The sequence below is a fragment of the Paenibacillus sp. FSL F4-0236 genome (assembly GCF_038000135.1).
Classification (GTDB): Bacteria; Bacillota; Bacilli; order Paenibacillales; family Paenibacillaceae; genus Paenibacillus_AQ.
The window spans coordinates 1260390-1275291 of record NZ_JBBOBK010000001.1; the positions used below are offsets into that span (position 1 = coordinate 1260390).

Consider the following 14902-nt stretch of genomic DNA (forward strand, 5'->3'; position numbering starts at 1 on the left):
CCCATAATGGTAGTAAAACGGTGAGGCGATAAAACATGAATCTGGCGGATATGCTCACTTATGCAGATATTGGACAGCTGACCGCCATAGCGGGACGCTACCGGTGTGAATGCAAGCAGAATTCCAAACATGACTTGATCCAGAGTATTTTGATTATGCTTGGAAGCAGAAGTTTTATGGAGTCTCATATCCGGGAATGTGCTCCGGAGGATCTACGGTTTCTGAATACATTACTTTTTGATGAACGCAGCTACTTTAGTCTGGAAGATTTGTTGGCTGTAGCTAGACAGGCTTCTTTTGATGCTCCAGAAGGCAAGACCGGAGGCTTCCGGGAAATGGTGTCTCGTTTCAAAAGCGGAGGCTGGCTCTTTAGCGGTTCCTCCCAGCAAACCAGATACTTGTTCCAAGTGCCAAAAGACTTGAAAGAGCGCTTTCGTGAGACGATGAGCGCACATATCAAGGATAAGGTTGCGGTTAGCTCTGAACCAGCCATGTATCGAAATGAAGGAGAATTGTTATTAAGTGATCTGGTTATGCTTCTGAGATATATCAAGGAAAATGAGCCAGAGCTTAATCAGGAAGGGGCAATGTATAGGCGGTATCAGCAAGGAGTGATGAATGCACTTCATATTCCGGAGGATCTTCTTAGCAAAGGCGGCTGGAGATTTGGTTATGGTAGGGCATGTGAGCATTATCCGCCTAGATTAGCGCTCCTGTATGATTATGTTCGTCATCGCCGCTGGATCACTGAAGAAGGTTTTCGGCTAAGGCTTACGGCGACAGGAGAGGCAGTGTTAGCCGATGGGAAATGTGACTCGTTGATGCAGATATTCTCTTTTTGGTTAAAACTATATAAGGGGGCTGTACCAAACCTGCCTTCACTTGTGTATTGGGTAAGCATTAGTGCTGGGAATTGGGTGAGCGTACCTTCATTAGTGGATGGTATTGGGTGGTTAATTAAACCGTTCTTTTATGACAATGCTGCCTCTATTCTGGAGCAACGAATTATTCGGATGATGGTGCACCTTGGGATGCTTAAATTAGGGGAGACTACTGCTGGTCTCACTGTGATGATGACGCCGTGGGGGATGGAGATAGCCGTACCTAAACATCTATAGTAGTATGAAGGCATACAAGCAAATGCTTATGGGGATTACATACGTAGATGAGGACTTCGCTTTGGTTGTTGATAGGAACAATAGATGAAGTATTGATCAGAATGGGTAAATATGTAGAACGTAGACAGGATTGTTGAATATGATTTAGTAGGTGCCGTCACTTTTGAAACCGAAAACAAAATCATCTTGATGGATATCAAAATATTAAAGTAATAAGGATCTCTTAAACAGCGGAGGTGTATCGAATGGACAAAATGAAGGCTACGTACGAAGTGATGCTAGGACTTGCGGCAGAAATGGTGTGGGATGAAGCGCTGCGAAAGCGTCGCTCCGACATCTTGCACCGTGAGATTGACACGGCGCTGGCTACAGGAGATAAATTGGCTTTTCGAAATCTTACAGAAGAACTTAAAAGTTTGGCATAAAGAAATGCGCTTAGCGCATTTCTTTTTTTATTAAATAGGTACCTGTTCAACTCACTTTCTGTATCAATTAGAGGTGAAGGAAGACGGGGGAAAATCTAAATCTAGACGTTTGTCTTCCTCTTTCAATATAATGGGATTTATAACATCGGGCAAATTTGTGAAAAGTGGATGCGAATAAGGATCGCAAATAGGGAGATGACATTAATGAAATTCAGTGATTTTGAAGTTGAACAGTGGGAAGAAAATCGAAAGTTCTATGATACATGTCTCATACCTTTTACAGGATTAAGTGGGTCCGAGAGTCCCCCTGAGACGGTTCAAGCATTAGAAAGATTACGTGATTTTATGGATTTGGTGGAAATACCGTTTAAGGGACGGATTGTAACTTACCCGGCGATTCAGTATGGAGGGGAAGGATATGTCGATCTAATTAATGAGGTTTGCCGAAAAGTCAAATCCAGTGGTTTCCAGTATGCCGTGGTGTTAACAGCAGATATAGCACTTCTGGAACAAAAAATTTTTGAAAGCGATTTAGTACTCTCTCTGCCTATCATTGAGGGCTCTCTGGAAGGTAAGATTAATAGTGATATTGGGATGAAAATTCAAAAGATGTGGGGACGGTGAGTCTCTTTTAAATGTGACAGAAAATCAACAATTGTAAGTGAAAATCACTTTTTGGCCTGTCACAAATTAGACAATATTCTTGACGGGTTTTAGTGCCTAAGCTATTATTAGGTTGAATCGAAATGGTATGTGATGTATTTCATTGAAAAGATTTGAAAACGGATTATTTATAGTAAGGCATCTCTGATCGGACACCTTAGATACTTTCTTATATCTTGAGAAGGGGGTTATATAACAGTATGAGCAGCCATAATGATCAACAGGATATTTGGCCTGAACAACCACCCAGCCGTAAAGAGATGTCGCGCAGGCAATTTTTGACCTACACGCTAGGTGGCGCTACTGCTTTTATGGGGGCAGGTACAATTCTCCCAATGGTCCGTTTTGTCGTGGACCCAATATTACATAAGAAGGGCGCAGGTGATTTTATAAAGGTTGCTGAAATTAGCAAAATCACCGAAGAGCCTCAAGAGTTTACGTTTGAATTGAAACAGAAAGACGGATGGTACGACAGCACAGCGACGCTGACTGCGTGGATCCGTAAAGACGCAAAGGGTGATATTTATGCGCTTTCACCCATTTGTAAACATTTAGGATGTACGGTTGGATGGAACAATGATAAGGCACATCCGGACGAGTATCACTGTCCTTGCCACGGTGCGCGTTATACCAAACTCGGCAAAAATCTCGAAGTAGCTCCAAAACCGCTTGATCAGTATAAAACGAAATTTGATAACGGGTGGGTTCTTTTGGGTGATATTGTGCCTAATACAGTAGCTAGTGAGGAGGCGTAGGTTCTAATGTTTAAAAATGTCTATAACTGGATTGACGAACGTTTGGATGTTACGCCAATTTGGAGAGACGTGGCCGACCACGAGGTTCCTGAGCATGTTAACCCGGCCCATCACTTCTCTGCGTTTGTGTATTGTTTTGGCGGACTGACCTTTTTTATTACAGTGATTCAGATCTTATCGGGTATGTTCTTAACGATGTATTATGTTCCAGATATTATCAATGCTTATGCAAGTGTTGAGTATTTACAATCTAGTGTTGCCTTTGGACAAATTGTTCGCGGAATGCATCACTGGGGTGCCAGTCTTGTCATTGTTATGATGTTCCTTCATACGATGCGCGTCTTCTTTACAGGCTCTTATAAAGCTCCGCGTGAGATGAACTGGGTAGTTGGAATGCTCATCTTCTTCGTAATGTTGGGGCTTGGTTTAACGGGTTACTTATTGCCTTGGGATAATAAAGCTTACTTCGCGACTAAAGTAACACTCGAAATTGCTAACTCTGTTCCAGTGATGGGACCCGTATTGAAAGAACTTATGCAAGGCGGTACGATTGTTGGTGCAGAAACGTTGACTCGGTTCTTCGCACTTCATGTATTCTTCCTCCCAGCGGTGCTTCTTAGTCTGCTCGTAGGACACTTTATTATGATCCGCAGACAAGGGATTTCTGGACCGTTGTAAGTTAATCTGAGAGAGGAGGAATACGGATGGCACATGGAAACAATTCTAAGGAAAAGGTTGTATATGTCGGTGATACCAGAGTTCGTAAAGGCAATGGATTTATCACACCTCCAGACTATTCAGCCTATCCTGGTAAATCGGAAGCCTTTATCCCTAACTTTCTACTGAAAGAATGGATGGTTGGCGTCGTTGTACTTGTAGGAATATTAGTGCTTACTATTTCAGAGCCAGCGCCGCTAGGGTTTCCAGCGAATGCGAGTGCTACGGTTATCCCAATTCCTGACTGGTATTTCTTGTTTCTCTATCAGTATTTGAAGCTTCCTTATGCTTCAGGTGATTATATCGTTCTGGGTACATTAGGTGTAACCGGTGTAGCTTTTGGTTCACTTCTTTTAGCACCATTTCTTGACACGGGCAGAGAACGTCGCTTCTATCGTAGACCGATCGCTTCATCTTTGATGTTCTTATCGCTAGCGGCGATTGTGTACTTAACAAATACCGCTTGGACGGAATACAAACATGAAATGGCTGAAACTGGTCAAATTCCTGAAGATGTTCAACGGGAAGAGAAGGCGGCAGAGAATAGGGCGAAGGGGCTTCCAACCTCGAGTGCGGTTAAGGCAAAGGAAGTAGCGATTGTAGATAAGGATGATCCGGCTATGGGGCTGTTTAAGCAAGCTACTTGCATCTCTTGTCATGCGGCGGATTTGAAAGGGGCAGGCGGGCCTTCACTTCGCGGCGTTGGGGACACCCATGATAAAGAAGCAATCCTTACTATTATAAAAGAGGGTCAAGGACAGATGCCGAAGATGTATGATATTGCTCTGGAAGCGGGGCTTTCGGATCAAGACATTGATGCCTTGGCAGACTGGCTTGCCAAACAAAAAAGCGAACAGTAAAATAAAAATAACGCAAAACCTGATCGAAACTGCGGTCAGGTTTTTGTATGTCTAAATGTAAAGTTTCCACTACTTGGGAGGTTAATGATCTGTATGTCCGTTCTTGATAAACTGTTTAAGCACCGAGGAATCATTTGGTTGTTATTTATTGTGAATCTTCTCGGTACCATTTATGGCTACATATGGTATGGCAATCAATTGGAGTTCACGGCGGCTAACTTTCCGCTTTGGTTGCTCCCGTTTGTTCCAGATAGTCCAACCGCGAGCTTGTTCTTTACCTTGGCGCTGTTGCTAATGCTCTTTCCTCCAAAAAGCTATACGGGAAACAATGTAAGGGAGCTTATTGAGGCGTTAGCAGTTGTGACGTCTGTGAAGTATGGGATTTGGGCAGTAAGTATGATCTTTGCTGGAGGTTATCAAGGAGATATTCTGGTTTGGAAAGACTGGATGCTGGTGATCTCTCATTTGGGGATGGCGGTAGAAGCTTTGATCTATGCACGATTCTTTTCTTTCCGCAAAATGATTCCGCTAGCGCTGTTCTGGACCCTTGCTAACGATATGCTGGACTATTCCTATGGAATATACCCATGGTTACCTTCTGTACTGAATGATGATGTCACACAGGTGCAATATTTCACGATGGCGCTTACGGTGTTTAGTGTAATTGTTGCTTGGTTGTTTAGTAGTAGACAAAGACCAGTAGACTCTATCTATCAGTTTAAGAACAGGTTCTAGTAAGCAGTTCTAACCCTTGTCCGCCTGCCATACATTTAGAATTATAAGAAGTATAAGTTTTATACTATACTTTATCCTTATAATTTTACGAGAAACGAATATCGTCTAATAAAGACGACAACGTCGTTTCTTCTTAGGTAGGAGGGGGATGTCTCATGCTCCGAGGGAGATATTATGTGTTGGTTATTCTAGTGTTTTGCTGGTTACTGACCAGCATGAATGTTGAAAAAGCTTCAGCAGCGCAAGGGAATGCTGGTGAAGGTTCTGGCAAGGTTTCGAAGCAAAGCGCCGACGTTAGTTCGGGCAACGGTTTGACAGTGATGAGCGGAAAGACTGGAGCACAGCAGCTAGAACAAGCCGCTGAGGCATTGTATGGGTATGTCTTGGAAGGGGATGTGATGAAGGTCCGACAAGAGACCGAAGAGATCTCTAGGATCATAGTGTCCTCTTCTTTTGAAGGAATGACCTCTGTAGAGGGCATTAATGCGTTGTCAGGGGTCATTATGGACCTGAAGGCTGCTGTGGCAAGTGCAAAAGTATCTCAGCAGCAATTGGAGGCTACAGCTACCAGGTTACGATTAGCTGCCAACAGTCTGAATCAACCCGGACAACCCATTTGGCTTCAGTATTATAAGCTAATTCGCGAGGATTTAAATGCGATGGAGCAAAGTGGTGCTACAAATGATCTGACGGGATGGAAAACTGCTGTAGAGAGGCTACAGGGTAGGTATGAAAATATCCGGCCAGCGGTGATCGTCTCTCGGAAACCTGAAGTTGTAAATGCATTTGATTCTTGGCTCTCATATGCCGCAGGCATTCCTTCTTCCTCACAAAAAATCGAACGGGCCCGTTTGCTTGAAATTGTGTCTTATGGTCAAGATACTGTGCGGGTAATGTTCGGAAAAGAGAAGGATGAGCCGGCTTTGTCAGTACCCCTGGCCTCACAAGAATTTGGGATTTGGGGAGGACTAGCCGCAGGGTTTATTATCGCTGTATTAGCTTATGCGGGTTATCGTAAGTACCGTGGAGAGAATCAGAACTTCAAACCAATTTAGTGGAATGGTTATATAAATAAGTAAAAGGAGCGGGGAAGAGTCCCCCGCTCCTTTTTTAACGAATCAAAACTTATATATTTGGGGCCCCCGCAAAGTACCTGAGTATGTATCGAAGCAAGGCCCCACTTTGTGGGGATATTTTATGTTTCTCTGAATCCCTCGCCTTGTACGTCGTGCACATCGCTAATAATTACGAACGCGTGCGGATCAATCGATTTGACCAGTAAACTAAGACGGCGAATTTCCTGCCTTGAAACTACACAGTACACCATATGTTTGGCTTGCTTAGAATACGCACCGATTGCAGGGATGAGTGTTACACCTCGTTCTAGTTCAGCAGTTATTAGATCAGCAATTTGGGGTGCCTCATCACTAATGATTGTAAATGCTTTGGCGGCATAAGCGCCTTCCTGGATAAAATCGATGACACGGGATGCTATGAACACTGCAACGAGTGTGTATAGAATTTTTTCTTTGGGAATATAGAAGATGGAAGAGCCGATAATGAAAATGTCGATGGCCAGAATAATCTGCCCCATACTCCAGCCGAAATTCCGTCCCAGAATTCTTGCCACAATGTCTACGCCACCTGTAGTGCCACCAAAACGGAACACAATCCCAAGCCCGGTTCCAAGTGTTACCCCTGCGTATAGTGCAGCAAGAATAAAGTCATGTTCGGTACTGAAAGGGACAATCCATCCAGCAGAGATCAATCTTTCGAAGATCCACAAGAAAAGGGACAAAGATCCGATTCCTACCCCTGTGTATACAATTTGGCGGCCACCTAGGACTTTCCAACCGAGCAGAAACAATGGGAGATTGATTAGCAGTGTTGTTAAAAAGATTGGAATGTCAAAGGCATAATTAAGCAGCAGTGTGATTCCCGTTACGCCGCCTTCCATTAGTTGACTGGGAATGATGAAATACAGTAGTCCGAATGCATATACTGCGGTTCCGAGCATGATAGGGGCAACTGTTTTGCTGATTGAAATTACCTTGTTTGAATTCATGGAATCCCTCGTTAGGCCTTGTTTAGGCAGTTTTTCTTTTCCTATAATAAGTATACCTTTTCTTGCGGGTGTTAAAATATTCAAAAAAGATTTGTCTTCAAAACGTCTTTACGATAACATAGGGGCAAACAGAAGGCAAGATATACAGAGGGGGCAAAGATACATTTTATGGACAAAAGTCTTGGTGACATTCAGCGTGAAGTAGACGCTTATATATCGCAATTTAAAGAAGGGTACTTCAGTCCGCTATCTATGTTAGCCCGCATGTCCGAGGAAGTCGGAGAGTTGGCGCGGGAAGTCAATCATGAATTCGGTGAGAAGCCGAAGAAGTCTGATGAAGCAGAGAATTCTATAGAGCTTGAACTTGGAGATATTTTGTTTATTACTGTTTGTTTTGCAAATTCTCTTGGGATTGATCTGACTGAAGCACATAATAAGGTCATGCATAAGTTTAATACCCGAGACGCTGGTCGTTGGACACCAAAAGACACCGATTAGGCCTCTATAACATATGCTGTACCAAACGAACGGGATTTAGCCGTGAGGATGGTGAGGATATGGATCAAAGGGATTATGTAAGAGAAGCCTATCGCTCTATATTGCGTAGTGACTTTGCAGAAGCTATTGTTTGCTTTGAAGCCGCGATTGCAGCAAGTCCGGCTGATGCTGAAGTCAGATATCGTTGTTCCATAACGTATGCCCGCAGTGGTATGCTAGATAAAGCTTTAGTTCATGCTCAGGCGGCTATGAAGTTAGATGGCAGCAAACCTGAGTATAGTCTACATCTACAGCATCTTCAAGCTATGATGCATGTACAGGAAGCTAAGCGGTTGATAGAAGATGAAGATAACAAAACTCGTAACCCGTATCATCCGATTACGCTACTCAAAGAGGCCATCACCCTTGATCCATTATATGGGGATGCTTATGTATGGCTTGCCATCGCACATAGTCGGGTGAATGAACATATGCAGGCTATGGCCGCCTTGAAAGAAGTGATTTCTTTACATCCGGATGATTCTGGCTTGCGAGAATTAATGGTAGACCTTCAGAAATCCATACAATCGTATATGCAGTAACTATATAACTAGTGAAAGCGAGGATGAAAAGATATGAGCAACAAGATCAGAGTTATCGTATCCGGAGCAGGCGGGAGAATGGGTAAAGAGGTTGTTAAACTTGTGCTGCAGGACGAAGAGTTGGAGCTAGCGGCTGCGGTAGATCGTTCAACGATGGATATCGATGCAGGCCGTTTAGTAGGTCTCGAAGACTCAGGAGTTATTGTAACTTCAGATCTTGAGGCTGCCCTCGCGGGAAGCAACGGAGATGTTGTGGTCGATTTCACTACACCACAATCCGCGTATATGAATACAGTGCTAGCCATTAAATATGGAGTGCGTCCGGTTATCGGTACAACCGGATTCACACCGGAGCAAATTGTGGAACTGGACAAGCAGTGTCAAGACCAAGGGATAGGTGGACTTATTGCTCCAAACTTCTCTATAGGGGCTATTCTGTTGATGAGATTTGCGGCTCAAGCTTCAAAATACTTTCCGCATCTGGAGATTATCGAGTATCATGGTGACCAAAAACTGGATGCTCCATCCGGGACTGCAGTCAAAACAGCAGAGATGATTTCAGAAGTACGGGAAGAGCTTCGTCAAGGAAACCCTAAAGAAGAAGAAACGATTGAGGGTGCACGTGGGGGTTACTATAATGGATTCCGGATACATAGTGTCCGTCTTCCTGGTGTGTTTGCCCAAGAAGAAGTGATTTTTGGTGGGTTCGGACAATCCTTAAAGATCCGGCATGATTCATATGAGCGAGCAGGCTATATGCCAGGCGTTAAGATGGGTATTCAAAAGGTTATGGGATATACTGGCTTGATCTATGGATTTGAGCACTTTATAGAATAGACAGGGGAGAACACCATGTTAAAGATCGCATTTATTGCACATGATCGTAAAAAAGATGAAATCGTAAATTTTGTATTAGCCTATGAGCATGTATTTGTAGGTCATGAACTATTTTCTACGGGGACTACTGGCCAACGGATCATGGATGTGACTAGCTTGAAGATTCATCGCTATATGTCAGGACCATTGGGTGGAGATCAGCAAATTGGGGCAATGGTAGCCCAAGATGAATTGGATCTTATTATTTTCTTGCGCGACCCATTAATGGCACAGCCACATGAACCAGATATTACAGCTTTACTTCGTCTATGTGACGTATATGGTATCCCTGTAGCAACGAATATCGCAACAGCTGAGGTGCTTGTGAAGGCGATTGATCGCGGTGACTTTGCTTGGCGTGAACTCGTCCATAAATACAAACCAGGTGTTGATGAATGAAGCTGGACATTCTTGTATTTGGGGCTCATGCGGATGATGCGGAGATCGGAATGGCAGGTACGATTGCGAAGCATACCGCTGCAGGACTAAAAGTAGGTCTGTGCGATTTAACAGCTGCGGAAATGTCCTCGAACGGTACTGTAGAGCTACGCAAGGAAGAGGCACAGCAAGCTGCTGATCTGCTTGGCGTGTCTGTGCGGACGAATTTGGGTTTATCTGACAGAGGGCTGTTTATAACAGAAGAGCATGTGGCCGCTGTGACAGCCGAAATTCGCCGGTTTGCTCCTACGATTGTTTTTGCTCCTTATTGGGAAGATCGTCATCCGGATCATATTGCGTGCAGTAAGCTAGTAGAAGAGGCTGTTTTTAATGCTAAACTACGTAAATATATGCCGGACAAGCCGGCAGTTCCGGCTCCACAGCTGTTTTTTTATTTTATAAATGATTTAGGACGTACGGATCTTATTGTAGATGTTACTAAACAATATGGGCTGAAGGAGCAGGCGTTGTCCTGCTATCGCTCCCAGTTCACCAAGCCGCTCGGTGCCGATGCTGTATCCACACCGCTAACGGAAGGTTATATTGAACGTGTTCGTTCCAGAGACATGTTGCTTGGACAGCGGAGACTTATTCCCTATGCGGAAGGATTTGCAACAAAAGTTCCCTATGCAGTAGATCTGTTTACTGCAGGGGATCAAACTATATAAGGTATAGAAGGGGACGGAATATGGATCGTTTGAAAATAGGCATCACTTGTTATCCGTCTCTTGGCGGCTCAGGCGTAGTAGCGACTGAATTAGGAAAACTCTTGGCCGAGAAGGGACATGAAGTTCATTTTATTACACACAGCATTCCGTTTCGGTTAGGGAAATTCCAGAAAAATATATTTTACCATGAGGTAGAGGTTAATGATTATTATGTATTCAAATATCCTCCTTATGATTTAGCACTTGCTACGAAGATGGCTCAGGTTGCCAAAATGCAGAATTTAGATCTGTTTCATGTTCATTACGCCGTTCCGCATGCTGTTTGTGCTTTCCTTGCTAAGCAGATGCTTGGTAATGATATAAAAGTTGTAACGACTTTGCATGGCACTGATATTACGGTACTTGGACAGGATGAATCGCTAAAAGATCTAATCCGTCTTGGAATTAATGAAAGTGATGCCGTAACAGCCGTATCGAAGGATCTCATTAGAGAAACACGAGAAGTGCTGGATATTACGCGCGAGATCGACCTCACTTATAACTTCGTTGATCATCGTGTCTATTATCCACGGGATGTATCGAATCTGCGAGAAGATTTTGCTTCTCCTGAGGAGAAGATCTTGATGCACATCAGTAACTTCCGCCCAGTTAAAAGGGTAAGCGATGTTGTCGATATCTTTGCTAAAGTGAATCGTGAAATCCCTTCACGTCTGCTGCTTGTTGGCGAAGGGCCGGATCTTCCTAAGATTCAAGCTAAGATCAGTGAAATGGGTCTGGATGATAAAGTCCGCTTCTTAGGAAGACAGGATGAGATTGCTCAAGTTATTTCGTTGGCTGATCTTCTTCTGTTACCTTCTGAGAAGGAAAGCTTTGGTCTGGTCGCCCTGGAAGCGATGGCCTGTGGTGTTCCGACTATAGGTTCGCAAACCGGAGGCATTCCGGAGCTCATAGAACATGGCAAGACAGGATTCATTGCTCCAATTGGTGATACAGAAACTATGGCGAAATATGCAATCAAACTCCTATCGGATGATCGCATGGTGGAGCAGTTCAGACAAGCTTGTCTGGAAACGGCCTGCAAAGATTTCTGTAAGGATTCGATTACAAGTCAGTATGAGGATATATATTACCGTGTGCTCGGGCGCAAGGTACCTAGACTGGATACAGTCAGGGGGTAAGGAGTTCGTAATGAAATGGAAAATGGCGCCATCTGCTATGGCTCTTGCGGCGGAAAATGTAATTTCTGAGCTAACGCAAAACGGCCATGAGGCTTTTTGGGTTGGAGGCTGCATTCGCGATGAGCTATTGGGTAGGCCAGTGCATGATATGGATATTACAACTTCAGCAGTGCCGGAGGAAGTGATAGCCATCTTCGCACGCAGTATTCCGACAGGGCTAGCACATGGGACGGTCACTGTGCTTCAGGATGGGCATGGATTTGAGGTGACGACATACCGAACTGAAAGCGGATATGTCGATCATCGTCGTCCGGACCATGTTGAATTTGTTAGTGATGTGAAGGAAGATCTTCGTCGTCGTGATTTTACGATTAACGCGATATGCTGCGGGCTGGGTGGAGATTTGATTGATCCCTTCGGAGGCGAGAAGGATCTAGCTCTCCGTGTGATCCGCTGTGTGGGTGATGCAGAGGAACGGTTCGATGAGGATGCGCTTCGCATGCTTCGCTGCGTTCGTTTCGCATCGGTGTTAGATTTCTCCATCGCTAAGAATACGTGGAGGGGGCTCCTGCGTCAGCGAGATAAGCTGGCGCATATTGCTGTGGAGCGTGTCCGCGCGGAGCTGGACCGCATCGTAGAGGGGCCGCATCCTCGGCGCGGCCTTGCTATGCTAGCGCGCTGTGAGCTGCTCGCGCGCGGCAAAGCCCCGTTCCCCTGGACCGGAACCGATCTGGCGGCTGCTGCCGCCTTAACGGCCGGGATAGGGGAACTGAGAGCGCCCACCTGCGGTGGGCGCTTCTCCTCCATGCCCTGAAGCAGTCGGCCCAGGAGGCCGATGAGCTGCTGCGGGCATGGACGTTCTCTGGGACGACGCGTACCAGCGTCGTCCAGGTGCTGCGGGTCCGCGAAGCTTGGACCGCTGCCCTGGAGGCTGTGCCGCCAGGGGAACCGGGCGGCACGGATCTACTGCGGCGGCGCTGGATCGCCGCCGTGCTGACCTTCGGCGTGGAAGCCGCCGGAGGGTGGCTCTCGCTGCTGGCGATCCTGCCAGCAGCTGCCCTTCCCGCTGTGAACTCGCCAGCGGACACGGAAATCTCGCCCGCTGTCACTACGGCGCCTGCAAGAGAGTGGATCGCACAAATGCCATTGAAGAGTCTCTCGGAGCTTGCTGTTACAGGCAATGAGTTGGCGGAAGCGCTTGAGAAACGTCCAGGACCTTGGCTTGGCAATATGCTGAGTGCACTTCTGCAGGCGACTGCTTCGGGAGATCTTCTTAACAATAAACAAGAATTGCTGCTTGAAGCAAAAAGGATGGATGGACATGAGCTATGAAAAAACGCTGTCGCTAAACGGGTTGAAGCAGGAAGCTTCTGATTCGAATTGGCTAGACAGAGTTCAGCTCCTGGAGTCTGTCGTATCTACTCAGGAGGAAGCCAAACGATTGGCGGAAAACGGTGCGCCAGAAGGAACAACCGTAATCGCTGAAGAACAGACCGGTGCTAGAGGGCGAATGGGTAGAAAATGGTTTTCTCCTCGTGGCAAAGGCATTTGGATGAGTATTGTATTGCGTCCGAAGTTACCTTTGTTACAGACTCCTCAGTTAACACTGCTTGCTGGGGTTGCAGTCTGTAAGGCAATTCGCCGTGTAACCGGAGTAGACGCCGGGATTAAATGGCCAAATGATTTGCTTGCGGGCGGTAGAAAGATATGTGGAATTTTGCTCGAGTCTTCGCTAAGAGAAGGAGAGCTTCATTATTGCATCGCCGGGATTGGAATTTCTGCGAACTTGACTGAAGACGATTATCCTGATCATCTGAAGGAAGTAGCGACTTCTCTTCGGATTCAGCGGGGCGGTGTCCCTATTGACCGTTCGGAGCTGGTAAGAGCTGTATTGAATGAGTTAGAGCTGCATTTCAATCTTTACATGGAACAAGGTTTTAAACCTATCAAAGAGCTGTGGGAGTCGATGTCAGTTACTTTGGGTCGCCAAATCGCTCTGAATAGCCCTCAGGGACGCTCTGAAAGCGTTGTGGTAGGTTTGGATGAGTTAGGTGGACTAATCCTTAAAAACAGCGCAGGAGAGATTTCTAGCGTATGCTCAGGTGAAATCGAGCTTTTATAAATCTTTTTTATATGACAGGGTGTCATCCCCTGTCATATTTTTTTCGTGTATTTCCGAGTCCTTTTTGTTATACTATGGGGCAGAGGCGGTATCGTTTTGCGAACTGTACTCTTGATCTGATGAACTTATAATGGTTTTATTATTGGAATCACCTTCATAACTGCGTTAGACGGTTACGTTGGATTCTGCTCTGAGCCGTAAGGACCGAGACAGAAGGGACGATCGCGAGTGACTCTTTTTTGCCCTTCGGACCTTTTTAGCAAATCGTTGCTAAAAGGTTTTTTTGTTGCGATTTTTACGGGGATGTAATTTCAAAAAGGAGGACGAAGAGAGAAATGGCAAACAAACAAGCACTTAATATTGTGAAAATGAAAAAAATGAAAGCAGATGGTGAGCGGTTAAGCATGCTGACTGCTTATGATTACCCATCGGCTCTACTTGCTGAAGAAGCCGGTATCGATCTTATTCTGGTGGGTGACTCCCTGGGAAATGTGGTACTTGGATATGATACAACTTTACCGGTTACGATTGACGATATGGTCTACCACACTCGTTCGGTAACTCGGGGCGCACAAAAAACATTCATTGTGGCAGATATGCCATTTATGACCTACCACGGAAGTATAGATGAAACCTTGCGGGGTGTGCGCAGACTGATGCAGGAAGGGCGGGCTCATGCCGTCAAAATGGAAGGCGGTCTCGAAATTTGTGAGACAGTTACTGCGGTTGTAGCTGCGGGAGTTCCTGTGCTGGGGCATATTGGACTTACACCACAATCGGTAAATATGATTGGTGGCTACCGCATTCAAGGTAAGGACGCCAAAGATGCAAAACGTCTGATGGATGAAGCTAAGGCCCTTGAAGCAGCAGGTGCTTTTGCAGTGGTACTGGAGCTGGTGACAGAAGAAGTAGCACAAGCAATTTCTGAGGCACTGAGCATTCCGACCATTGGGATTGGTGCAGGTCGTTATTGTGATGGACAGGTATTGGTTTTCCATGATTTGTTGCGTTATGCCTCACCCTACCGTGAGAAACGTTTTGTCAAAACCTACGCGGATGTGGGTAGCCTGATTCGTGAGGGTATCAGCCAATATGTGCAAGAAGTGAAGGATCGCTCGTACCCAGATGAAGGTCATGTTTTTAAAGCAGATGAAACCGTTCTGGAATCTTTATACGGCGGTGCCGGAAAGGATGGGGAATAAG

19 protein-coding genes are annotated in these 14902 nt (G+C 45.4%); 18 read left to right on the forward strand and 1 reads right to left on the reverse strand.

Translation table 11 applies throughout. From position 1 onward, the window contains the following. Positions 1–35 precede the first annotated feature (35 nt). The 8 genes from NSQ29_RS05730 to NSQ29_RS05765 all read left to right on the forward strand — a co-directional run bounded on the left by NSQ29_RS05730 (position 36) and on the right by NSQ29_RS05765 (position 6328). A complete protein-coding gene (locus NSQ29_RS05730; protein WP_341124531.1) occupies positions 36–1118 on the forward strand; it encodes a hypothetical protein in 1083 nt (360 codons plus the stop codon). A 245-nt stretch (positions 1119–1363) separates the two neighbouring features. After that, positions 1364–1543, forward strand: coding sequence for an IDEAL domain-containing protein (locus NSQ29_RS05735; protein WP_042129535.1), 180 nt, complete (start codon positions 1364–1366; stop codon positions 1541–1543). A gap of 204 nt (positions 1544–1747) precedes the next feature. Next, positions 1748–2167 carry a DUF2487 family protein gene (locus NSQ29_RS05740; protein ID WP_341124532.1) on the forward strand — a complete coding sequence of 140 codons (420 nt, stop codon included), beginning with the start codon at positions 1748–1750 and terminating at the stop codon, positions 2165–2167. A gap of 239 nt (positions 2168–2406) precedes the next feature. After that, positions 2407–2961 carry a QcrA and Rieske domain-containing protein gene (locus NSQ29_RS05745; RefSeq protein WP_042190144.1) on the forward strand — a complete coding sequence of 185 codons (555 nt, stop codon included), beginning with the start codon at positions 2407–2409 and terminating at the stop codon, positions 2959–2961. 6 nt (positions 2962–2967) lie between these two features. Next, positions 2968–3639 (forward strand): menaquinol-cytochrome c reductase cytochrome b subunit, encoded by a 672-nt coding sequence (qcrB, locus tag NSQ29_RS05750; protein ID WP_042129529.1) that lies wholly within the window; start codon positions 2968–2970, stop codon positions 3637–3639. A gap of 26 nt (positions 3640–3665) precedes the next feature. Further along, positions 3666–4538: a c-type cytochrome gene (locus NSQ29_RS05755; RefSeq protein ID WP_341124533.1), complete on the forward strand. Its 873-nt coding sequence runs from the start codon at positions 3666–3668 to the stop codon at positions 4536–4538. Between the two features lie 93 nt (positions 4539–4631). Continuing rightward, a complete protein-coding gene (locus NSQ29_RS05760) occupies positions 4632–5273 on the forward strand; it encodes a DUF1405 domain-containing protein (RefSeq protein ID WP_256716306.1) in 642 nt (213 codons plus the stop codon). A 155-nt stretch (positions 5274–5428) separates the two neighbouring features. After that, a complete protein-coding gene (locus NSQ29_RS05765) occupies positions 5429–6328 on the forward strand; it encodes a sporulation protein YpjB (protein WP_076284573.1) in 900 nt (299 codons plus the stop codon). Positions 6329–6468: 140 nt separating this feature from the next. Here the strand turns inward: NSQ29_RS05765 and NSQ29_RS05770 are convergent, their stop codons facing one another. Continuing rightward, entirely contained in the window at positions 6469–7338 is an 870-nt protein-coding gene (locus NSQ29_RS05770) for a YitT family protein (protein ID WP_042190138.1), read from the reverse strand. A gap of 168 nt (positions 7339–7506) precedes the next feature. On the opposite strand from NSQ29_RS05770, the gene NSQ29_RS05775 reads away from it, so the two are divergent. From NSQ29_RS05775 to panB, 10 genes are all read left to right on the forward strand, one after another. Continuing rightward, a complete protein-coding gene (locus NSQ29_RS05775; protein ID WP_036676271.1) occupies positions 7507–7836 on the forward strand; it encodes a nucleotide pyrophosphohydrolase in 330 nt (109 codons plus the stop codon). 59 nt (positions 7837–7895) lie between these two features. After that, entirely contained in the window at positions 7896–8417 is a 522-nt protein-coding gene (locus NSQ29_RS05780) for a tetratricopeptide repeat protein (RefSeq protein WP_042190136.1), read from the forward strand. Between the two features lie 33 nt (positions 8418–8450). Further along, entirely contained in the window at positions 8451–9254 is an 804-nt protein-coding gene (gene dapB / locus NSQ29_RS05785) for a 4-hydroxy-tetrahydrodipicolinate reductase (protein WP_042190132.1), read from the forward strand. 15 nt (positions 9255–9269) lie between these two features. Continuing rightward, a complete protein-coding gene (locus tag NSQ29_RS05790) occupies positions 9270–9692 on the forward strand; it encodes a methylglyoxal synthase (protein WP_042129517.1) in 423 nt (140 codons plus the stop codon). Then, the gene (gene bshB1, locus NSQ29_RS05795; RefSeq protein WP_341124535.1) at positions 9689–10399 is read left to right on the forward strand and encodes a bacillithiol biosynthesis deacetylase BshB1; all 711 of its coding nucleotides are present in this window, start codon (positions 9689–9691) and stop codon (positions 10397–10399) included. The genes NSQ29_RS05790 and bshB1 overlap by 4 nt, the downstream gene beginning before the upstream one ends. Positions 10400–10419: 20 nt before the next feature. Then, positions 10420–11577 carry an N-acetyl-alpha-D-glucosaminyl L-malate synthase BshA gene (gene bshA / locus NSQ29_RS05800; protein WP_076299584.1) on the forward strand — a complete coding sequence of 386 codons (1158 nt, stop codon included), beginning with the start codon at positions 10420–10422 and terminating at the stop codon, positions 11575–11577. A 10-nt stretch (positions 11578–11587) separates the two neighbouring features. After that, the gene (locus NSQ29_RS05805; RefSeq protein ID WP_341060085.1) at positions 11588–12391 is read left to right on the forward strand and encodes a CCA tRNA nucleotidyltransferase; all 804 of its coding nucleotides are present in this window, start codon (positions 11588–11590) and stop codon (positions 12389–12391) included. A gap of 77 nt (positions 12392–12468) precedes the next feature. After that, a complete protein-coding gene (locus tag NSQ29_RS05810) occupies positions 12469–12909 on the forward strand; it encodes a hypothetical protein (RefSeq protein WP_341124536.1) in 441 nt (146 codons plus the stop codon). Beyond that, positions 12899–13699, forward strand: a complete 801-nt coding sequence (locus NSQ29_RS05815; RefSeq protein ID WP_341124538.1) for a biotin--[acetyl-CoA-carboxylase] ligase — start codon at positions 12899–12901, stop codon at positions 13697–13699. Before NSQ29_RS05810 ends, NSQ29_RS05815 begins: the two co-directional genes overlap by 11 nt. A 335-nt stretch (positions 13700–14034) precedes the next feature. Continuing rightward, a complete protein-coding gene (panB, locus tag NSQ29_RS05820; protein ID WP_042190123.1) occupies positions 14035–14901 on the forward strand; it encodes a 3-methyl-2-oxobutanoate hydroxymethyltransferase in 867 nt (288 codons plus the stop codon). Position 14902 lies beyond the last annotated feature (1 nt).